This is a genomic window from Kribbella antibiotica, from assembly GCF_004349055.1.
GTDB lineage: Bacteria > Actinomycetota > Actinomycetes > Propionibacteriales > Kribbellaceae > Kribbella > Kribbella antibiotica.
Genome location: NZ_SMKX01000015.1, coordinates 1 through 21,895, shown reverse-complemented (window position 1 = coordinate 21,895; position 21,895 = coordinate 1). Strand labels below are relative to the sequence as shown.

The 21,895-nt window shown below is 66.0% G+C and carries 16 protein-coding genes; 11 read left to right on the top strand and 5 right to left on the bottom strand.

The window, feature by feature from the left end:
• Positions 1-15: 15 nt before the first annotated feature.
• On the bottom strand, positions 16-6,732 hold the full coding sequence (locus E1263_RS07535; RefSeq protein WP_132166449.1) for an RHS repeat-associated core domain-containing protein: 6,717 nt from the start codon (positions 6,730-6,732) through the stop codon (positions 16-18).
• Positions 6,729-9,479 carry a LamG-like jellyroll fold domain-containing protein gene (locus tag E1263_RS07530; RefSeq protein ID WP_132166448.1) on the bottom strand — a complete coding sequence of 917 codons (2,751 nt, stop codon included), beginning with the start codon at positions 9,477-9,479 and terminating at the stop codon, positions 6,729-6,731. The genes E1263_RS07535 and E1263_RS07530 overlap by 4 nt, the downstream gene beginning before the upstream one ends.
• 217 nt (positions 9,480-9,696) lie before the next feature.
• Here E1263_RS07530 and E1263_RS07525 point away from each other — a divergent pair, with 217 nt between their 5' ends.
• A complete protein-coding gene (locus tag E1263_RS07525; RefSeq protein ID WP_132166447.1) occupies positions 9,697-10,740 on the top strand; it encodes a hypothetical protein in 1,044 nt (347 codons plus the stop codon).
• Here E1263_RS07525 and E1263_RS07520 read toward each other — a convergent pair.
• Complete coding sequence (locus E1263_RS07520; protein WP_132166446.1) at positions 10,728-11,510, bottom strand: phytanoyl-CoA dioxygenase family protein; 783 nt, start codon at positions 11,508-11,510, stop codon at positions 10,728-10,730. The genes E1263_RS07525 and E1263_RS07520 overlap by 13 nt on opposite strands.
• Positions 11,511-11,559: 49 nt before the next feature.
• On the opposite strand from E1263_RS07520, the gene E1263_RS07515 reads away from it, so the two are divergent.
• The 4 genes from E1263_RS07515 to E1263_RS07500 are packed head-to-tail and all read left to right on the top strand — an operon-like array spanning position 11,560 to position 14,796.
• Positions 11,560-12,348 (top strand): helix-turn-helix domain-containing protein, encoded by a 789-nt coding sequence (locus E1263_RS07515; protein ID WP_132166445.1) that lies wholly within the window; start codon positions 11,560-11,562, stop codon positions 12,346-12,348.
• A 17-nt stretch (positions 12,349-12,365) separates the two neighbouring features.
• On the top strand, positions 12,366-13,220 hold the full coding sequence (locus tag E1263_RS07510; protein ID WP_132166444.1) for an ABC transporter substrate-binding protein: 855 nt from the start codon (positions 12,366-12,368) through the stop codon (positions 13,218-13,220).
• The gene (locus E1263_RS07505) at positions 13,217-14,068 is read left to right on the top strand and encodes an amino acid ABC transporter permease (RefSeq protein ID WP_132166443.1); all 852 of its coding nucleotides are present in this window, start codon (positions 13,217-13,219) and stop codon (positions 14,066-14,068) included. The genes E1263_RS07510 and E1263_RS07505 overlap by 4 nt, the downstream gene beginning before the upstream one ends.
• Positions 14,065-14,796, top strand: coding sequence for an amino acid ABC transporter ATP-binding protein (locus E1263_RS07500; protein WP_132166442.1), 732 nt, complete (start codon positions 14,065-14,067; stop codon positions 14,794-14,796). Before E1263_RS07505 ends, E1263_RS07500 begins: the two co-directional genes overlap by 4 nt.
• Before the next feature lies 1 nt (position 14,797).
• Here E1263_RS07500 and E1263_RS07495 read toward each other — a convergent pair whose 3' ends face one another.
• The gene (locus E1263_RS07495) at positions 14,798-15,442 is read right to left on the bottom strand and encodes a response regulator (protein WP_132166441.1); all 645 of its coding nucleotides are present in this window, start codon (positions 15,440-15,442) and stop codon (positions 14,798-14,800) included.
• Positions 15,394-16,689, bottom strand: coding sequence for a sensor histidine kinase (locus E1263_RS07490; protein WP_132166440.1), 1,296 nt, complete (start codon positions 16,687-16,689; stop codon positions 15,394-15,396). The genes E1263_RS07495 and E1263_RS07490 overlap by 49 nt, the downstream gene beginning before the upstream one ends.
• A gap of 131 nt (positions 16,690-16,820) precedes the next feature.
• Here E1263_RS07490 and E1263_RS07485 point away from each other — a divergent pair, with 131 nt between their 5' ends.
• From E1263_RS07485 to E1263_RS07460, 6 genes are all read left to right on the top strand, one after another.
• Positions 16,821-17,864 (top strand): fatty acid desaturase family protein, encoded by a 1,044-nt coding sequence (locus tag E1263_RS07485; RefSeq protein ID WP_132166439.1) that lies wholly within the window; start codon positions 16,821-16,823, stop codon positions 17,862-17,864.
• Between the two features lie 61 nt (positions 17,865-17,925).
• Positions 17,926-19,317, top strand: coding sequence for a M28 family metallopeptidase (locus E1263_RS07480; RefSeq protein WP_132166438.1), 1,392 nt, complete (start codon positions 17,926-17,928; stop codon positions 19,315-19,317).
• Positions 19,318-19,369: 52 nt separating this feature from the next.
• The gene (locus E1263_RS07475) at positions 19,370-19,669 is read left to right on the top strand and encodes a hypothetical protein (protein ID WP_132166437.1); all 300 of its coding nucleotides are present in this window, start codon (positions 19,370-19,372) and stop codon (positions 19,667-19,669) included.
• A gap of 26 nt (positions 19,670-19,695) precedes the next feature.
• Complete coding sequence (locus E1263_RS07470) at positions 19,696-20,463, top strand: alpha/beta fold hydrolase (protein WP_132166436.1); 768 nt, start codon at positions 19,696-19,698, stop codon at positions 20,461-20,463.
• Positions 20,464-20,542: 79 nt separating this feature from the next.
• Positions 20,543-21,466: a GNAT family N-acetyltransferase gene (locus tag E1263_RS07465; RefSeq protein ID WP_202868772.1), complete on the top strand. Its 924-nt coding sequence runs from the start codon at positions 20,543-20,545 to the stop codon at positions 21,464-21,466.
• The coding region (locus E1263_RS07460) for a PIG-L deacetylase family protein (protein ID WP_202868771.1) at positions 21,463-21,895 on the top strand (433 nt) is incomplete at its 3' end. The genes E1263_RS07465 and E1263_RS07460, both read left to right, overlap by 4 nt.

Sequence of the window (21,895 nt, the reverse complement as noted above, 5' to 3'; positions counted from 1 at the left end):
TCGACGCGTGAAGCTTCAGTCGTCATTGAATAGATCATCCCTCTGGGCCACCCAATCATCGTACGGCGTATCGGACTTATCCCTATTGCATTCCCGGCAAGATACCCTGGCGTTGTGAATTCCGCCATGCCCGCCACGCGACTTCGGATCCTGGTGGTCAATTTGCGCGTCATCGGCTTTCCCGGTGACACCTTTTTGGGACTGCCGGCGAACGACCTCTTTTCCGCAGTATTCACAGGTGAGTACGCCGTCGAATTTGATGAAGTTCGTTGCATAGACGAGTTCCCTGTCGCGCGAAGTGAAGTTCATACCTGCGCGACCGCAGTTATGCGTCAGGCTCGAGGCGCCGTCAGTCGCAACGTAGTAGGTATGAATGTTCGCGACGGTTAGGTTATGAACTCGGGCGAGAGCGGTGTAATGCCTGGTGCTCGAGACGACTACGGATTGCTTGGAGTTTAGAGCCTGTAGTTGGGAGCCGGTGATCAGGTCGCCGGCGTCGATCCATTTGCCTAGGGCCGGCAGGTAGAACGGGTGACCCTCGGTGGCGGTGACCTTGGCGGTTGAGGTTGAGCCGTCAGGGGATGTCGTTTTGAGTGACAGATCGACGAGTTGTTTCTTGCCGCTGCCGATGATCGTGGCAACTACCGGTTCGGCGGAGGACTGGCCGGAGGCTGGGTCGGTGGCGACGACCTTGTCGCCGAGTACTACCTTTTCGATGGGTTTGCTGGTGCCGTCGGCCAGGAGGACCAGCGTGCCTGGGACGAAGGAGTTGATCGCACAGGCAGCGGCCTGCATCTCGTTTTCGGCTTTGCGTAGGCCCTTGACGCCGTCTATCGCTTCGTCTATCAGGCCGCCGATCTTGCCGATGAGGGCGGCGGCCTTCTTCCACTTCCACGGGGCGCCGTATTTGGCGGCGATCTTGCCGGCGAGCCCTCCGGCAAGGGAGGTGAGGATGGTGATGCCAGTGGCGAAGCAGGAGCTCACATCGCCATTCATGGCGCAGTTCAGTGCATCGGTGATGCCGAGCTCGTCGGCGATGAGCTTGACCAGATCTTGAACGGCCCGCTTGATCTTCGCCTTCGCCTTCTCCTTCTGCTCTTTATGGTGGCTGACGGCTTTCTCGAACTGCTCCTTGACCGAGGGCGGGCGGCTGCGGATTTCCTTGGCGCGCTTCTTGGACTCGACGTGGTGTTTGTAGGTGGCGTCGGGGTTGCCGCTGGCCATGGAGTCGCCGTTGGGCAGGTCTACCTGGGCGGCGAGACCGTCGGCGTCGCTGAAGGTCAGCGGGTTGTTCTTGCCGTAGGCGTAGCTGTTCAGGGTTTGCGGATCGCCGTTGTCCATCAGTGGGTCGACGGAGATGAAGCGGCCCAAGGCGGGGTCGTACTCGCGAGCGCCCAGATGAGTCAGGCCGATGGACGTATCCATTTTGCCGTCGACGAAGCCGTGGGCGTTCTTTTCCCAGGTTGGGTTTTGGAAGCGGGTGTTGCCGAAGGGGTCTTGCCAGCGGCGGGAGAGCGTCTGCGAGTAGGCGTCGATGCTTACCGTTGCTGTGTTGTGGTGGTCGGCGAGCAGGAACTCGACTGCCACGTCGCTGGTGCGCATGGCGATCGTCTGGCCGTCGAACTGGTAGTACCGCGTACCAGCAGCCTTGTCCGTCGCCTTGTCGAGACGGACTTCGCCTGAAGGCAGGTAAAGCGTCGAGCCAGTCGGGTCGCGCTTGATCAGACGCGAGCCCTCCGCGTCGTACACGAAGCTGGTCGTGTCGGCTGCGCCAGTGGGACCGGATACCGAGGCCAGGTGACCTTCCGGGTCCCACGCGAAGGTGTCGGTGTCGCCGCCTTCAGTGCGGGACGCCAGGTTGCCGGCGCCGTCATAGCTGTAGGTGTTGGCAGCCGTTCCCGAAGGCCCGCTGGTCGACGTACCGGTGACGCCGTGCGGACGAGCTGCGGTGGCGCCGGGATATGTGTAGTTGGTAGTAGTCGCGGCCTTGTGGTCAACGACCTTGGTGCGGTTACCCGAAGGCGAGTAGGAGTACGTCTTCCAGTACGGCAGAGGGCCGCCGAGTGGCTGGGCTGCAGGACCAGTGGTGCACGTACCACCCGACGGTGTCCAGGACTCCGTCATGCGTCGCAGGTGATCCAGCTGGACGCACTGGCGGTCGATACCGGCCACTGAGGTGTGCGCGACCGCCTTCAGGTTGCCAGCCGGGTCGTAGTTGTAGCCGAAGGTGTCGTCCGGGTTCGCCTGCCCCGCACGCTGGACCTTCATCTCGGTACCGCGACGGGTGCCCTCCTCGTAGGTGAAGGACTGCCAGACGAACTTGTCCACCTCGGAGGCGAGGGCATAGCGCAGGGGTTCGCCGTACGACGAACGGACGACGTCGGCCATGTAGTTCGACCAGCCGCTGAGGTTCTGCGGGTTGCCGGCGTTGTCGTAACCGAGCCGGAGCGTCTCAGGCGGTAGACCCGGGAGATTCGGCAGGGTGGCTTGTTTGATGCTGCCATCCACGTTGTATTCCGTGGATGTCGTGTACGTCCCGGCAAGTTTGCCCTCGGTCGCCGGGATGGTGGTTGTGGTGCTGGTCGGACGGTCGATCGCGTCGTACCCGTTGATCGCCGAGACATAACTCGCGCCGCCCGAGTAGCGGGTGGACGACGTCAGCAGGCCCTTGCCCAAGGTGTCGTACGCCCACGAGGCGAGCAGGGCACCGGTGGAAGTGTCCTTCCGTACGGCGGTCTTTCGGCCCAGGTCGTCGTACGAGAAGAAGATCGACTGGTTCCGGCCGTCCTTCGTCGAGACGACCTGGTCCAGAGCGTCGTACGTCGAAGTGGAGGTGCCCTTGTCCGGGTCGACCGCGGAGGTCTGGCGGCCGCGGATGTCGTAGCCGTAACGCCAGACGCTGCCGGCCTCGTTCGTGACCGTGGCGAGTTCGTCCCGGTGGGTGTAGGTATACGTCGTGCTGTCGTAGGTTCCCGACGTCGTGCCGTTGTGGTACTGGCGAAGCTCGGTCGTCTTGCCCCGGGCATCGGTCAGCGTCGTGGTCGCGGTGCCACCCGACGGCGGGTCAACGCTGACCGAGTCACCGTTGAACGTCATGTTGGTCCGCCAGCGTTCGGCGTTCTGGACCTTGTAGACGTTGATGATCTCGCGGTTGACGTCGTCGTAGTGATGAACCGTCTGCGAGGGCAGGTTCTGTTCGGGGACGTCGAACAGCTCGTTCACCGGTCCGCTCGCCGCGTTGTAGAACGGGCCGGCGTCGGTCTTGACGTTGCCCCGCGGGTCGTACCTGGTGTCGACGACCAGCCGCCCCACGCCGTTCGCGCCGGGCGTCTGGATCTGCCGCTTGCGCAGCATTCCGTCCAGCAGCGTGCGGCTGGTCTTATAGCTGGCGTCGGGCAGCAGTTCGGACGAGACGACGACGTTCGGCTCGCTCTTCGAGAGCTTGTAGCTGAAGGCCATCGACGCGTTGTGCCCGGCTGCCTTGGAGCGATCGGGCAGCCAGACCCAGAGCAGACGCCCGGACGCGTCGTACGACATCTCGGTTCGTTTGTTGTTGGCGTCGACCTCGGTGAGCGTCGATCCCCAGGCCGGGTCCATCGTGGTCTGGTTGGTGAAGCCCTTGGCATCGGTGGTCTTGACACCCGTCACCGGGCCCGCCGCGGCCGGCGTGTAGTCGACCAGACTGGTACGGCGATCCAGCGCGTCGAACGTCTCCTTGGTCCGGCCATAGGAGTCGTATGTCGTCCGCGAGCGCTGCTCGTAGACCGGGCCGGTCGTCCAGCCGGACATGGTCTGGACCTCGGTGACCAAGCCCTTGGCCGGGGGAGTGGTCCGGCCGGGATTCCCGTCGTAGAAGGTCAGAGTGTCGGACACGACGTCGGCCGGCCGGCTGGTCGCGGCATCGCATGCGGCCGACACGGTTTCGGTACGGGAGATGGTCGTCGTGATGTTGAGCTCAGGGTTGCGGTTGTAGGTGTGCCGGGTGCAGCGGTCGTCGGCGCTCTTGGTCACGTCACCCGAGTCACTGACCGCAATCGGCATACCGAGGGTGTCGAACTCGGTGTCGACACCGGTGACCCGGTAGGTGCCGTTGGCCAAGCGGGTGCGCGAACGGACGGACTTGGTCCCGAGGAGTTGCGAGACATGGCCGCCGCCTGAACCGGATGTGAAGATCCAGGGGGTGCTGATCGATCCCTCGACCTCTACCTCGACGTCCTGGGCGTTGCGGTTGTAGCTGATCTGCTCTCGCTGTACGCCGTTAAGACGCGGGTAGTCGTAGTGCGAGCCGCCCTGTGAGTCTTCTACTACTACGGTCTTGGTGGCAGTACCGGCCAGGTTGGCCCGGTCGCTGTGCATGCCGCGGAAGTAGAGGTACTTACTCTTCGACTGCGCACCGGCTAGGCCGCTACGCATCACGACGGTGCCGTATCCGCGCCAGTCTCCCCAGGTCCGGTACTTCGGCAGAGTCAGCTCGTTGTCGTCGTAGTGCCAGGCCGGCTTACCGGCGTACTCGTACGTCGTCTGGGTGTCCGGCGAGTCGGTCGACAGGTCAGCCTCGATGTAACTGCTGACCGGGTACTTGTGGAACCAGTGCAGCGTGGGGTTCTCGCCGCCATCTCTGGTGAAGTACACCGGCATGCAGCGCATGTTGTTGGTGGCGGCCGCAGCAGCGTCACCAGCCCCAGGTAGTGAGCTCGGTGTGCACTCGGCAGGTAGGTAGTTCACCGTGATCTGAGTGCCCGACTCAGTGGTGATGCTCTTCATCCGCAGCTTGTTCATCGCGAACGCGGTGCCGTCCGGAACGTTCACCCGGTTCGGCAGGCTTTCGTAGGTGAAGTCGACACTCGGGTCGGTCACCACGGTCGGTCCGGCCAGGCCCTTGTGCGTGAGGTTCTTGAGCCAGAGGATCTTGCCGGTGCCGTCGCCGGGCTCCTCGAAGGTCTGCGTCAAGGTCCAGCTGTCGACATTGCGTACGCCGCCCTGCCAGATCCGCGTGTTCACCGTGGCGAGCCGTTTGGTGGTGAAGAACGACGGGGAGGTCTTGCCGACACAGGTCGTCGACGAGGTACAGATCTGGTCGATCGGGGTGTCGGGCCAATGCGACGCGTTGGCTTGTGTGCGCTGTGCCTCCGCGCACGTGATCGCACCACTCGGGATGCACCGCTCGGCGACGGTGAAGTCGACCCAGGCCGGCGGGCTGCCGGCCTGATCGGTCCCCGCGCGTTCGGCGTACTCGATCCGCGTGAGGTAGCTCGCGCGCTGGTACTCCGAGACACCGGTGTTGTTGTTCCGGCCGTAGTAGTTGTCCTCGACCAGGTAGCGGTAGGTCATCACGTTGCCGTGCGGATCCACTACGCGGTCAAGGTTCCAGCGCCAGGCCTGCTGGCAGTACGACGCGGCGAACGTTGCCGCGTTGCACGGCTCGCCGTCGTGGTTTCCGTACACCGGGACCGTGAGGACGGAATTCGTCCGGGCGGGGTCGCCGGCGATCGGGTTCAGCCCGAAGTAATACTCCGTGCCGTCGTTCGTCGTCAGAATCCAGTACTCACCGTTGCGGGCGCCGTTCGTCGCACCGGTCTTGCGCACGATCTTCGAGCCGTCGTCGTTGCGCAGCTTCCAGCCGTCGGTCGCGTCCCAGAGCAACTCGCTGGAGTGCCCGGCCAGCGACACCGTGGCGTTGTCGCTCTTCCAGCACAGGTCTCCGGTCTTGGCCGAGTTGTTGCCACCGGCCATGTCGTCCGTGCAACCGGCGTACTTCCGCTCGATGAAGCCATGCTCGAGCGAATGGCCCTGGCCGATCCACGACGACTGGCTGTTCGACGACGCGGTCTGACCGTCGACGGAACCTGACGAGTAGTTGATCGCCAACTGCGGGCGCGGACCAGCCGTGCCCGGCGGAACCCGCATCGGGTAGTTCCAGCTGAAGTCCCCGGTCTGCGGGCTGACCTGCCAGGTGGACGCCGGCGAGAGCGATGACGCGGAGAAGGATCCGTTCGGCCCGTCCGCCGCAGCCATCACCGCGAACGTCGACGCAGCGGAGGCGGCCTTCCCGATCGGCGCCGCGGGCAGATCGACGTCGGCCGAGACCACGCCTGCCTTGCCGTCATTCACGCCGCCCGGGACGACCCGGGTCGTCGTACAGGAGGTTGCTGTTTTGCAGGCCAGTTCGACGATGCGCAGGCGGCTCGACCAGTCACCACCGTAGGCGTGGCGGAACTTCGAGTAGTCCACCTGTAGTCGCGTGCGACCGGCGGCAGCCTGGCCGTCGGCCCGGCTGAGGCGCAGTGCCAGGCCCGCGACGCCGAGCGCCGTACTGCCGGCTTGATCGAGTACGTCGACCTTGACCGAGGTTGGCGTACCGGCGACCGCCTTGGCCGTCGTACCGGCAGCCGTCGTGGTGATCGGGCCGACCTTCACCGGCGACGAGGCGACGGCCCGAACTGCGCCCTTTTGCAGGCCTTGGAGCGGGACCACCGCACCCGAGGCCGTCGGCCAGACCGGCACCTGGACGGGTGTCTGGGTACCGGCTTTGCCGGGCGCGGGTTTGGCCCGCGCCTTGAAATCCTTTCCAGGGATGGACTTGTCCGGCTGAGTGGCGGGCGGTGGGCCGGCCACGGCCTTGGCGGTGGCGTCTGGGACGTAGGCGGTGAGGCCGGTGATCAGGCTCAGGCCAAGGACGGTGACCAGCGCGGTTCGGGCAGGTCTGGTGAGCCGCTTCGGCGGGCGGGTCACTTCGGCTCTCCCTGCAAGGTGTTCACGACGGAGTGGTCGATCGCGCCGGCGTAGATGCGGACGTCTTCGATGTCCCCGGTGAAGTAGCGGGCATAAGCGTTGTTGAGCATGCCGTGGCCGATCCGGAACGCCGCGTTGCCGTCGATGGTCGGCAGCGTGCCGGGGACCGGGACCGTCGCGACCAAGATGTCGTCGACGTAGAGCCTCATCGTGCGGGAGCCGGCGTCGTAGATCCCGCTGAGATGGACCCATTCGCCCGGATCGACGCTCATCGGCGTGGACTTGGCCTGGATTTCACCTGAGCCATCCGGATCAGGGACCGTGAAGCCCCAGATCGCTTGTTCGGCGACCGCGTCGTACGACAGGATTCCGAGCGTGAAGGCACTCTGCCCCGGGGAGTCCTCGCTGACGACCACTTGCCGGGCGGTCTGAGTACCCGGGCGAACCCGCGCGGTGACGCTGTAGTTCTGGCGGGTGTTGACGATGTTGCCCGCACCCGTTTGGGCGGTCGTGCTGTTGCCGCTGAACTTCAGCGCGAAATCGTTGGGACCCGTCGGTGCCGGCAGCCACTTGTTGCCGTTGGACCAGGTGACACCGGTGGCGATGACCAGCGGATGGTTCTTCCCGCTCAGGTCGGCGGTGGTGTTACCGCTGCCCTCATCCATCGCCCAGCGGCCGATCTCGGTCGCGTTCTCGATGTTGATCGAGAGACTGCCCGGATACGAACTGGCGTTGCCGGCGTTGTCGACACTCCAGGCGCGCAGCGTGTAGCCGGGCCCGAAGACATCGGGAACGAAGGTGAAGGTGGGCGAGGCGCCAGAGGCGTTGTGGCCGGGAGCGTCGTCGTTCAGCGCGTACTTCGACGACACGACATCGGACGCATGCGGAACGATCTTCGCGGTGAGCGTCTGGCCGACCCGGTACGGCCCGGGCGTCACCATCTCGATCGTCGGCGAGGCCGGCTTCGAGGAGTCCATCATGAAGTAGCAGTACGACGTCCAGGCCGAGTAGTCGATACCGTCCCAGGCTCTCGCCCGCCAGGCGTAGACCTTGTTGTTGAGCAGGGGAACGTTCTCCCCTCGATTCCAGAGCACCAGCTGTGGCGTGAACCTGCTGCCGGGCACCTTCTTGACGCTGTTGCTGCCCCAAACGGGCTCAGTCGTCCCGGTCAGATAGACCTCGAAGTCCACCGCGACCGACTGGTTCGCCTGGTCGTTGTCGTTGATGACGACCTCAGGGATCGGGTAGCGGGTGGGGACGATCGGGTAGTCGGCGATGTTCGAGGCACAAGGTGCTTCGGGCTCAGTGAACTTCCGGTTCGAGATCGAGGGCAAGTGGTTGTAGTCGATCGAGAGACGGGCGTCGTTGCGCCAGCGCTTCCACGCCAGCTCGTCGGTCTCGTCCGCGGCCCGCAGGCCGAAGTAGACGTACCGTGCGCCCGCGCCGACCTGGTCCCCGACCGCGGAGCCGACGGGGAACGTCACCCACGAGCCGCCCGGCTCACAGCCGTCGCGTCCGTGCGCGACCGTCGCCGACGACAGGTGCTTCTGCCAGACCGCGCTGCCCGAGCCGTTGTTCCAAGTGATGCCGTCGCTGAATTTGATCGTCTTCCAGACCTGCACGGTCTTCGGCGTACAACTTGCCGCGAAGGTCTCGAAGACGGACATCGTGGCGGCCTTGATCTTGGCGCCGTAGATGTTCGTGGGCAGCAGGAACTGGTAGAAGAGGCGCTTGCGGCTCCAGGGCTCGAAGCTCTGGTAGCCCATGCCCTCCGGGTTGGTCCAGTTCCACGTCGATGTGCCCGCGTAACGCTCGTTGATCATCGCCCGGCCGGACGCGGCGCCCTGAGCCGGCGGATCGATGTAGATCGGGTAGACCGTCTTCGGGTCGTCGGCGAGCGAGGCCGACGGGGTGATGCTGATCGACTTGCCCGCCACGTCGAGCGGCATCGGCCGGACCTCGTCACCTTCCAGCGGCGCCTCGGCCCGATCGCTGCCGGCCGGCTCGGAGCGGCCGCTGCCGCGCGAGTCCCACATCGTCGGCTGGGGGCCGGAGAAGATCGCACGGCCGAACCGGTCGAGCGCTTCGAAGCCTCCGGATCTGGTCTTGCGCATCGCGACACCGTTCGCGTGCATGCCGAAGGTGATCTTCCGCAGTGCTGGCAGGTCCGCCGCCTCGGGCGTGTGCACGACGAGCACCTCGGTGAAGGAACTGGTCGAGACGGTGATCTTCAGATCGACGTCGGGCAGCACGGAGCGATAGGTCAGGGTGTCCGCCTTGACGTCCGGCTTTGGCAGTTCGCCGGGCCAGCTGAACTTGAGCTCGCCGCCGTCCGCATCCTTCATCGCCACCAGCGGTCCGGAGCCGCCGGCGGAGAAAGCCATCTGCACCGATGCCGCGCGGGGACGGATCATGCCGTCCGCACTGCGCTCGAGGGTGGCGTCCAGGCCGATCCATTTGCCGTCGCGTTTGGTGCGGACCGGCATGATCGACTGCTCGTAGGTGAAGGTGCCGTTCGGGTTGACGAACGTCTGGCTCAGCTCGGTGGTGCGGTCCGGCAGTTCGACCCGCTGTCCGGTCTTCGCGGCCCGTGCCGAAGGTGTCTCTACCTTCGGTACCGGGTCCTTGGCGGTCTCCTTCGCCGCTGCCGGGCCGATCCCGGCACCGGCCAGACTGGCCAGTACCGCAATGGCGAGAACGCCGCTCGCCGTACGCGTCTGCCGCGATCTGGTCGCGTTTGTAGTCATACCCCACCCCACTTGTCGTCTCACCCAGGACGGGGATCAGCCTGGGGCGAGTAGCGCTGAGTGAACAGGTACAACTCATACAGTTAGACCACAGAATCGCGCCGGTGATCAGCCGGACACTTCTCAAGGAGGTCTCCTGGGTCCCAGCAAGTCCGCGGATCCTCGACCAGCACCGAGGCCGGCAAGCTGACACCCGCCACCTGGCAAACTTCCGCAGGTGGGCAAGATCTTCGGGATGAAAGAGGTGGCGACGGTCGCCTATCCGCTCGGCCTGGTGTACACCTTCGGCGGGTTGCTGACGATGCCGAGCTTCGTGGGTGCCGACTGGCCGGAGTGGGGCTCGATGATGGTCATGATCGGTCTCACGGTCCTGCCCGTCGCGTGGTTCATGGTCTCGGCAGGCACCGGTGCTGCGTCGGTAGGTCGCTGGATCGCCCTGGCAGCGGTGCTGGTGGCCATCCTCAGACTGCTCTGGGTCGTGTACGACTCCGGGCCTGTCCCGACACTGGCCGTTGTGCCCCTGCTGGCGGTGCTGTTCGGTGTAGCGGTGTTCCTCGTCTACACCTGGCCGAAGTCCGCATCGCGCGAACTCAAGGAGCTCGCCGCGCGTCACGGCTGGCAGGTGGTCCGGGCCAAGAACCTTCGGCTGCCGATGCTTCCGCTGCCGGTCGGCGTGGCCTGGAGCGCGAAGGACGCCGTACAGACTCCGACGGGTGTCGCCTTCGAGGTCCGCTGGGTCAAATGGCACTGGCTGGTGGCCCACCGGTACCGGTTGAGCGCGTTCGTCCGTCTCCTCGACGTCCGGCTGCCGACTCTGGAGGTACGGCCGGGTGGGTTGAGCCGCTCCGATGTGACGCTGGAAAGCGGTGAGTTCAACCGAAGCTTCGACGTCCTCGGTGACGACCCGCGGTACCTGACGGCCACGCTGCACCCGCGAAACCTGCAGGCTCTTCTCGACGCCCGGCCGATGGCCCTCGCTATCGATGGCACGGTCTTGGCTCTCTACGACGACAGCCCGCTGGCCGACTCGTTGACCCGCGGCATGCAGGCCCTGGACCGGCTGACGATCCCGCGGCACGTCGCCGCGGACTGGGGCCAGTACGCCAGCTCCAATCAGCCCAGGCCAGGCCTGGCTTTTCGCAACGTCCGCGAAGACCTGTCGTACGGCGGCATGCTGCTCCGGTTGTTCGGTTTCGCCACGGGTCTGCTCGGGCTGACCTGGCTCGGCTGTTTCGCCGCCGTGTCGATCTACGGTTCCTGATCGCCGTAGTTGCCGCATGGTCCACCGCCGATCGCCTCGGGCAGGGTCGTCGAGTGATGATCCGGGCGGATCAACGGGTTGTAGAAGGACGCGATCTCGGTGCTCGCCTCCGGCACGTAGTGGAAGATCAGCGACCGGCGGAACCGATCGGTACTGCTGTTCGGACGCGAGCCATGCACGACGCTGCCATGGAAGAACAGCACGTCCCCGGCCTTCATCCGGGTCTGCACCTTGTGCAGCCCGTCGGGGATCGGCACCTCGGCATTCGTGAACGACTCGCTGAGATCCGCTGTCTCGGGACAGACCAGCTCCGTCCGATGTGAACCAGGGACAACGGCGAGCCCACCGTTCTCCGCATCGACATCGTCGATTGCGATCCAGACCGCCAGACACGTCTCCGGATCGGCCCGCAGGAACATGTTGTCCTGATGCAGCGCCTGCCCGCGCGCACCGGGCGGCTTGAAGTAGAACATCGACTGCGCCCCCAGCGGCGGCCCGATCAGCGCCATCACCACATCGAGGATTCGACTGTCGAGCATCAGGTCCAGCGCAATCCGTCCCGCCTCGGCGTCGGTCCTGCGATGAGGGTGCACGAACCGCGGGTACCGAGCCAGCGGATCGCCGTCGGGGAGGCCGTCGTCGAAGTCCATCGATCGATCGGTTTCGACCTGTTTCATAAAGGCTTTCCGGATCTCCTCGACCTGATGGGAATCCAGGAGCTGCGGGACCTGAACGATCCCCTCGGCGGCGTAGATCTCGGTGACTGTCATGAATCAAGGATGCGTCGCCAGGAGTCCGCAGACGATAGTCTATCGAGCTATGAATATTCGAGATCCTGCTGAGTCGCCGACACCCGAGGTGCGGCGTCTCGTGGCCGGTGAGTTCGACGAAGGACCGGAGTACTCGACCTACCGCAGCCGCGGGACCACCGACTGGCTGCTTGTCCTGACCCTGCACGGCTCTGGGCACTTCAGCGAGATCATCACCGAGCGCGGCACCGTCGTACTGGTTCGCCCTGGCACGCCGCACGACTACGGGACGGTAGGGGAGCGGTGGCACTTCAGGTATGCCCACCTGCACCCCAAGCCGGAGTGGTTGCCCTTCATGGACTGGCCAGAGGTTGCCCCTGGCATCTTGCGCCTGCAGCTCACAGCGGTGGAGAAAATCGCCGACAATCTCCTCGACGCCGCCAGATATCAGCTCTTTCCGATTCCACAGGGTGAACAGCTCAGCGTGAATTCCCTTGAAGCCGCTCTGCTGTGGTGCGACACCCACAACCCCAAGGCCGCCCGCATCGACGATCGCCTGCTGCGCGTGATCGAGCTCGTCGACCAGGATCTGACGGCTCCACTCGACCTCCCAGATCTGGCTCGTATCGCCAACCTCTCGGTCTCCCGCTTCGCGCACCTCTTCCGTGACCAACTGGGCGTCAGCCCGCAGCAGTTCGTGGAGCGGCGTCGCATCGAAGCCGCCTGCCGCCTGCTCGAACTCACGACCAGACCGATCGCGTCAGTCGCCGCCGAGGTCGGTTTCCCCGATCCGCTCTACTTCTCCACCCGATTCCGGCTGTCCATGGGGACCAGTCCGACGGCGTACCGGAGTCGTTGACGCGTACGCTTCTGCGCATGACTTCGCGTGCAATGGTGATGGCGGCGGCTGTGCTGATGGTCGGGCTCGCTGCCTGCGCCCCGGAGAACGAGACGACAGGTTCACCGGCGCCGACCGGGGCCGATGCCTGTGGCAAGGACAAGCTGGCGCTCAGGACCGCCGGGACACTGGCCGTCGGGACCGACAAGCCGGCGTACGAGCCGTGGTTCAGCAAGGACGACCCGGCCAACGGCCAGGGCTACGAGTCGGCTGTCACCTACGCGGTGGCCGAAAAGCTCGGGTTCGACAAGACCCAGGTGCAGTGGCAGACCGTGCAGTTCAACGCCGCGTTCGCACCGGGCCCGAAGAAGTTCGACTTCGACGTGAACCAGGTCTCGATCTCGGAGGCACGCCGCAAGGCAGTCGACTTCTCCTCTGGGTACTACGACGTTCGGCAGACCGTGATCACCACCGCGGGCAGCAAGATCGCGGATATCACGTCGGTCGCGGCGCTTGCCGATGCCAAGCTCGGTGCGCAGGTGGGCACGACCAGCTATACGGTCGCCAAGGACCAGATCAAGCCGAAGCAGCAGGTCGCCGCGTTCGACACCAACGACCTGGCCGTGCAGGCGCTGAAGAACAAGCAGCTCGACGGCATCGTGGTCGACCTGCCGACCGCGTTCTACATGACCTCGGCGCAGCTCGACAACGGCAAGATCGTCGGTCAGTTGCCCGCGTCCGGGACCGCTGAGCAGTTCGGGTTCGTGCTGGAGAAGGGCTCGAAGTTGACCGGCTGTTTGTCGCAGGCAGTTGACGCACTCAAGTCCGACGGCACGCTGACGAGGCTGCAGAAGCAGTACCTGACTGCGGAAGGCGCTCCCGAACTCTCATGAGTCAGTGGCAACCGTCCGCTCTGCAACAAGAGCGGATCGCTTTCCGCCGTCGGCAGGCGCGGCGGTCCACGCTGATCGCGGCGGGCAGCTCGATCGTTCTGCTGGTGCTGATTGCCGCCGGCGTCGGTTCGACGCCGGGCTGGCCGCGGGTCCGGGAGACGTTCTTCAACGTCGACCGGGCCTGGGAAGCGTTGCCGACCGTCGCCCAGGGCCTGTGGCTGAACGTTCGGGTGATGCTGATCTGCGCTGTCCTGATCGTCGTTTTCGGGATGACGCTGGCGATCATGCGGACCCTGCGCGGCCCGATCTTCTTCCCGCTCCGCGTGTTCGCCGCCGCGTACACCGACGTGTTCCGCGGCCTCCCGCTGCTGCTCGTGATCTTCCTGCTCGGCTTCGGCGTCCCGGCTCTGCAACTCCGCGGTCTGCCGAACGACGCTGTGATCTGGGGTGGTGCCGCTCTCGTCCTCACCTACTCCTCGTACGTCGCTGAGGTCTTCCGAGCCGGTATCGAATCGGTGCACCCGTCCCAACGGGCCGCAGCACGCTCGCTCGGGCTGTCCTACCGCCAGACGCTGCGCTTCGTCGTATTGCCGCAAGCCGTCCGCCGAGTGATGCCACCACTGCTGAACGACTTCGTCAGCCTGCAGAAGGACTCCGGTCTGATCGCCGTCCTCGGTGTGATCGACGCGATCCGCGCTGCCCAGCTGGAGACAGCGATCGACTTCAACTTCACCCCGTACGTCGTCGCGGGGCTGCTGTTCGTCGCGCTGACCATCCCCTTGACTCGGCTGACCGACTACATCGCTCGCAGACAAGGCTGGTACGGCGGGGGAGGTGGACCGGTATGAGTCTGTTGTCGCTGCGTGGAGTCCGCAAGTCGTACGGCGCGAACGTGGTCATCGACTCGTTCGACCTGGAAGTCGACGAGGGCGAGTGTGTCGTCCTGATCGGTGCTTCCGGCTCCGGCAAGTCCACGCTGCTGCGCTGTGTGAATCTGCTCGAGGTCGTCGACGACGGCGTGATCGAGCTGGCCGGAACCGACATCACTGATCCGCGTGCGAATGCGGACAAGGTGCGCTCAAAGATCGGGTTCGTCTTCCAGTCCTACAACCTGTTCCCGCATTTGACGGTGCTCGACAACATCACCCTGGCCCCGATCCGGGTCCATGGAGTTGCCAGGGATGTTGCGCGAACCCGCGGCCTGGAGATGCTCGATCGGGTCGGTCTGCTAGAGAAGGCTTCCGCCAAACCCGATGAGCTCTCCGGCGGTCAGCAGCAGCGCGCCGCCATCGCCCGCGCCATGGTCAACTCACCCCAGCTGTTGCTGCTGGACGAGGTCACCTCTGCCCTCGACCCCGAGCTGGTCGGAGAGGTCCTCGACCTGCTCCGCGAGCTGAAGGACGAGGGCATGACCATGCTGGTCTGTACCCACGAAATGGGCTTCGCCCGCGACGTCGCCGACCGCGTCTGTTTCCTGCACCAAGGCCGTCCCCTGGAGGTCGGTCCGCCGGCCCAGGTCCTCGACGATCCGCGCGAGCCGCGGACCCGGGAGTTCCTGAGCCGGATCCGCAGCTGATTCAGTGCGCCGAGAGGTACTGCAGGACTGCCATCACCCGGCGGTTGTCGTCCTCCGACGGCGGGAGGTCGAGCTTCGAGAAGATGTTGTTGGTGTGCTTCGAGACGGCCTTCTCGGTGACGAACAAGGCAGCGGCGATGGCGGCGTTCGAACGGCCTTCCGCCATCAGGCCGAGGACTTCGGACTCGCGCGGGGTGAGCCGGCCGATCGGCTCATCACGGGTGTTGCGCGCCAGTAGCTGACCGATCACGTCCGGGTCCATCGCCGTACCGCCACCTGCAACGCGCCGTACCGAATCGAGGAAGTCGGCGACGTTGGAGACGCGGTCCTTGAGCAGGTACCCGACGGCGCCGCCGCCGGTGAGCAGCTCGCGCGCGTACAGCTGCTCGACGTACTGGGACAGGACGAGGATCGGCAGGCCGGGGACCTGCTTGCGGGCCTCGACCGCGGCCCGCAGTCCCTCGTCGGTGAAAGTCGGTGGCAGCCGGACATCGACGACGGCCACGTCCGGCCGGTGCTCCACCAAGGCGGGCACCAGCCGGGGACCGTTGTCGACTGCCTCGACGACCTCGAAGTCGTGCGCCTCCAGGAGACGGATCAGGCCGTCCCGGAGGAGGGCATGGTCTTCAGCGATGAGGACTCGCAAGGCAGCTCCATGATCACAGTGGTCGGCCCGGCGCTCGGGCTCACCACGGTCAACGTACCGTCGAAGGCGGCCAGCCGCCGCTCGATACCGTACAGACCGCCACCGGGGCTGACCACCGCGCCTCCCACACCGTCGTCACCGACGATCATGTGCAGCTTCTCGTGCTCGTGGGTGATCTGGATCCAGGCGGTCGTCGCGGCCGAGTACTTCACCGCGTTCGCCAGGCACTCGGCGACCGCGAAGTACGCCGCGGACTCGACCGGCGCCGGCGGCCGGCCCGGGACGTCGTAGGTGACGTCGACCTTGAACGGGCAGGACATCGCGAGGGCCTTGACCGCGCCGTCCAGCCCGCGATCGGCGAGCACGGGCGGGTGGATCCCACGAACCAGGTCGCGCAGCTCGGACAGCGCCGTACTGGCCGATTGACGGGCCTCGGTCAGCAGCGCCGCGGCCTGAGCCGGGTCGCGAGCCACCATCTCCTCGGCCATGCCGAGGTTCATGCTCAGGGCGGCCAGGCGGGCCTGGGCGCCGTCGTGCAGGTCACGCTCGATCCGGCGCAGCTCGGCCGCCTGGGTATCGACGGTCTCGGCGCGCGAGGTGGCCAGCTCCTGGACCCGCAGCGCCAGCTTGGCGCTCTCGGTCGGGCCGAGCAGCGAGCGGGCGACGTAGGCGTTCGCCTTCAGTAGCCGCTCACCGGCAGCCTGCCAGATCATGAACCCGATCAGCGCAATCGGCATCACCAGGAAGCTGGTCCAGAAGTTGACCTTGAACAGCCCGCCGAACGGCTCGGTGAAGACGCCCTCCGGGGTGACGCCGACCAGCAGCGGGTAGATCCCGTAGAACAGGGTGCTCAGGAACAGCACGGCACTGACCAGTGACAGCGTGAAGCCGACGACCGCGTTCACCAGCAGCCAGATGATGTCGCGCCAGGTGGCGGGGTCGGACAGCGTCGTCCGCAGCCACATCAGGATGCCCGGCATCGGTGGCTTCTTGTACGGCCGCGGGATCTGCTCGCCGATGAAGCCGGCCAGCATCGTCCGGTGGCAGTTCGCGAACCAGCGGGTCGCCGGGACGAACGCGAGCAGCAGCGGGATGCCGACCCAGACAGCGATCAGCGGCACGGCCACTACATTGAGCACGAAGAACGCGATCCCGATCTCCGCCAGGATGGCCAGGGCCAGCGCGATCCACGGCTGGGCCAGTTTGGGATAGCGCATCGGCGGCGCCACGGGTGCAAGAGTGCTCATGGCTCCATCATGACCGAGCGTGAGGCCGGAACCAGTGGTGCTAACCCCCCAAAGGAGAAGGGGGTTGACCCCCACTCGATTCGGGGGATAGCCACAGTGTGTCACCGGCCCGCGGCGGCGAAGCTTGCTGCATGACGACCACAGCGACGACTTCTGGCACGACACCAGACACCCGCGGGAGCGGTTTCGCGCCGTTGCTGCGCGAGATCAAGGCCGCGGGACTCCTCGAGCGCCGGACCGCGGCGTACGCGATCTCCATCGGCGTCAACGTGGCGCTGATGGCCCTCACCTGGGTCGCGATCGCCGCGATCGGCAGTTCGTGGTGGGTGCTGCTGCTCGCGCTCCCGCTCGGCATCCTGACCACCCGGGCCGCGTTCTTCGGCCACGACGCCGGCCATCAGCAGATCGGCAGCTCCCGCAAGCTGCACGACTGGATCGGGATGCTGCATGCCGACCTGCTGCTCGGCATGAGCTACGGCTGGTGGAACGACAAACACAACCGCCACCATGCCAACCCGAACCACACCGACAAGGACCCTGACGTCGGCGAGGGCATCCTCGTCTGGACCCGCGAGCAGGCCGAGGGCCGCAAGGGCCTGGAGGGCTGGCTGAGCCGCAACCAGGCCCGGATCTTCTTCCCGTTGCTCACCCTCGAGGGCTTCAACCTCAAGTACTCCGGAATCCGGTACCTGCTCGCACGCCGCCGTACCGAGAAGGTCGAACTTGGTCTGATGGCCTCGCACCTGGTCGCGTACTTCACGGCGCTGTTCGTGCTGCTGTCGCCGGCGCAGGCGCTGGTGTTCGCGCTGCTGCATCACATGATCTTCGGCCTGCACCTGGGCAGTGTGTTCGCACCGGGTCACAAAGGGATGGAGATGCCTGGCGACGACAGCGACTGGGGTCACCTGGAGAAGCAGGTCCTGACGTCCCGCAACATCAAGGGCGGGGTCGCGACGGACTGGATGATGGGCGGGCTGAACTACCAGATCGAGCACCATCTCTTCCCGAGCATGCCGCGCGCCAACCTGCGGTTCGCCCAGCCGATCGTCCAGCAGTACTGCGAGAAAGTCGGTTTGCCGTACCTGACGACCGGGCTAATAGATTCGTACCGAATGGGATTACGGCACATGCATGAGGTCGGTCACGACCTCAGAGCTGAAAAGTCCTTCTCTTAAAGAGATCCCTCGATTACCTTCACTTCTCTCGGGTGCCGCCCACCTTTGTGAGGAGATCTGCATGACCGATACGTCCGGTTTGAGCCGCCGCGGCCTGCTGGGCGCGGTCGCCGGCGTCACCGCCGCGACCGCGATCCCCGCTGCCCCCGCCTGGGCTGCGGACGACCAGCGGCCCGGTGCACTCAACCACCCCAGGCTCGACAAGTACGACCGACAGATCGTCTCTGGGCTGTCTTCGGAGCGGGCTCTGCGGCACCTCCAGGTGCTGTCTGAGCACATCGGCCCGCGGATCGGAGGGACCAGCAGCGAGAAGCGGGCCGCCGACTACATCGCCGACCAGCTCGACCGGTTCGGGTACCGGACCAAGCTGGAGCCGTTCCCGGTCGCGGACAAGTTCCTCGCCCAGATCGAGGACGTCCGCAACATCCTGCCGAACGATCTGTGCTGGCAGGCCGGGGCTGCCCCCGGCGGCAAGCTCGACGTGAGCGTGGAAGGGCCGGTCCGGGACGTCGGCCCGGCCACTGCGCCCGTCTGGCCCGCCGATGTGGCCGGCTCGATCGTGATCGCGGATGACACTGCAGCCGCCCGTCCGGCTTTAGTCGCGGAGGCCGCGGCGCGGGGTGCTGTCGGAGTCATCCTGTTGCCGGCCGACCTGGTGTTCCCGCGCCGGGCGTCCGCGTTCTCACCAGCCGGTCTGACCGATGCGCCGATCCCGGTGATCGGTGTCGCGCAGGTGCAGAAGCGGCTGATCCGCGAGGCCCTCGCGGTGGTGACCTCGCTGCCGCTGAAGATCAGCGCCAAGGCCCACCGTGGGCTGACCTCCAACAACGTCATCGGCGAGCGTCGTGGACGCAGCGGCGCCAACGGCCCGATCGTCATGGTGAGCGGTCACTACGACTCGGTCATCGGCGCTCCGGGTGCGAACGACGACGGCTCCGGGACCGTGCTCACCATGGAGATCGCCCGGGTGATGAGCAAGCTCAACACCAACGCCACCCTGCGATTTGCGCTGTGGGGCTCGGAGGAGCAGGGCCTGATCGGGTCGCGGTACCACGTCGCACAGCTGGCCCAGGACCAGCGCGACCGGTACAAGGCGGTCTTCCAGAACGACATGGTCGCCACCAGCTGGGACCCGGCGGTCACCTACTGGATCCTGTCGTTCACCGGCCTCGCCAACACGGCGACCGACGCGGTCCGCGCCTCCGGCGAGCGGCTCGGATACGCCCCGCAGATGGTCGGCCCGGTACTGCGTGGTGCGTCCGACCACCAGTCGTTCCAGGAGGTCGGCATCGCGTCGGCGAACTTCTCCTGGCGCGGTGAGATCTCACCGGCTCACCTCGAGCCGCCGTACCACTCGCCGGAGGACACCATCGCGAAGAACGTCAGCCTGGAACGCCTCCAGGTCTCGATGGAGCTGATCGGCACCGCGGCGTACGCCACCGCACGCCAGTAGGGGAGTGCCTGCACCGGGGTGACATGGCTCATACGGCTAGCCTTGAAGGGCTATGTCGCCCCGGAGCAGGAAACCGTCGAAGTGGCAGCGGCCCGTCAGCGACCGGCCGCTACTGGGTGGTTCCCAGGCACGGGAGGCGCGCACGGACGGTGAGTGGAACGTCCGGCGAGTGTCGGGCTCAGCGTCCGGCAAGTCCTACCGCTGCCCGGGCTGCGACCAACTGATCCCGCCGGCCACGCCCCATGTGGTGGTCTGGCCGGACAATCCCAGCCTGCTCGGTGCGCTCGGTGGCGCCCAGTCCCTCGACGAACGACGCCACTGGCACACCGCGTGCTGGGGCCGTCGACGCTGAAAGGCCAGACTTATGAAGGGCAAGGCATGAAGCTCCCGGTCACGTCGTACGGCGAAACTGGTACGGCGGTCGTGGTCATGCACGGCCTGTTCGGCTCTGGCCGGAACTGGATGACGGCGGCCCGCCGGCTCGCTGGCCAGCACCGCGTTTTCGCCCTCGACCTGCGCAACCACGGCACGTCGCCGCATGTGGACACCATGAGCTATCCCGAGATGGCCGACGACGTCCGCGAGACGATCGAGAGCCTCGGCGCCGGCCCGGTCACCCTCGTCGGACACTCGATGGGCGGCAAGGCCGCCATGCTGACTGCGCTGCTCTATCCGGCCGTCGTCGAGCGCCTGGTCGTCGTCGACGCGGCCCCGGTGACCTACCCGCCCGCCTTCGTCGAATACGCCCAGGCGATGCGGAACGCCGACCTGTCAGCCGTGCAGCGCCGGTCCGACGTCGACGCTCAGCTGGCGGACGCCGTACCGGCTCCTGGCACGCGGGCGTTCCTGCTGCAGAACCTGGTCCTCGACGAGGCCGGTGCGCGCTGGCGGCCGAACCTGCCGGTGATCGAGGCCGCGCTACCGCAGATCTCCGGCTGGCCGTCCGGTCTTGAGGGCCGCCACTACGACGGCCCGACGCTCTTCATCTACGGCGGTAAGTCGGACTACGTGCAGCAGGATCACCGGGCGACGATCGCGTCGTACTTCCCGCGCGTCCAGTACGCCGAGGTCCCGGAAGCCGGCCATTGGGTCCACGCCGAACGCCTGGACGACTTCCTCGCGGCGCTCAGCCCTTTCGTGAGTTGAGCCGATCAACCGTAAGACGTTGACTGGATCGCGGTTGCAGCAGTAAATTTTCAACACAGCTCGCTTGTCGGGGGTGTTGATGATCCGTTCGTTCGCGGTGGGAGACGGCCCCGAGCTGGCCGCTGCCTGGACTGCTGCGGCGCCCGCCGACCCGATCGGGTACGCGCGATTCCGCGACCTCTTCCTGCTCGACCGGAACTTCGACCCAGCCGGCCTGAAGGTTGCCAAAAGCAATGGTCGCATCGATGGTGCGGCGTACGCGGTCCGTCGGCTGACCGCGGATGATCCCGGCATCGGCTGGATCCCGTTCTTCTTCGTCCATCCCGACGCCCGCGGACACGGCCTGGGCCGCGAGTTGCTGACCGCCGCGCTGGAATGGCTGGAGCGTTCAGAGGTCTACTTCTCGTCGTACACGCCGAACTACTTCCTGCCTGGTCTCGATCGTGCGCGGTACCCGGCCGCTGATCGCCTGCTGACGGGGTTGGGATTCAAACCCCAGTACGACGCGGTCGCGATGGACCGGAGCCTGGTCGGCTACGCCATCCCGGCCGAGGTAGCCAAGCGGCTCGACGAGCTGGTGGGGGAGGACTACAGCTTCGGTACGCCGACCGGTGACGAACTGACCGCGTTGATCCACCTGGCCGGTACGGCGTTCAGTCCGGACTGGGCCCGGGCAATTCGCGAGGCCGTGGTGGCCGGGATGCCGCTGGAGCGAATTGTCGTCGCGCGAGACGCCGACCGGCGGATCGTCGGGTGGGCCCAGCATGCGACGTACGAGGGCGTTATTGAGCGCTTCGGACCCTTCGGCGTACTGCCGGAATGTCGTGGCACCGGCCTCGGCAAGCTCCTGCTGCACCTCACGCTGACGCGGATGGCTGCGGCGGGCGCTCACGGCGCGTGGTTCCTGTGGGCTGACGCGGAGTCCGCCGCCGGCCGCCTCTACCTGGGCACCGGCTTCACCATCACCCGCACCTTCACCATCCTCCGACGGGAGTCGTCATGACCAGAACTGTGCTCGCCATCGGCGCCCACATCGGCGACATGGACCTGACCGCCGGTCCTACCCTGGCCAAGCTCATCCTTGACGGCGCGAACGTCACCATCGTCGCGCTCACTCCCGGCGAGCGCAGCCACCCGCGGCTCGCGCCGGCCGAGTACAAGAAGCAGAAGATCGCCGAAGGCGAAGCCTTCGCCACCGCCATCGGTGCCGACTTCATGGTCCTCAATCACAGCGACGGCTTCCTCCCTGACACTGACGAGGCCGCCGCCGAACTGGCCATCATCATCCGTGACCAGCAACCCGACACCCTCATCACCCACTGGCACCAAAGCCACCACCAAGACCACGAACGCGCCGCCCGCCTCACGATGCGCGCCCGGCACCTAGCTGACATCCCCCTGGGTCCCGCCGACCCATCCCACCTCCAACCCC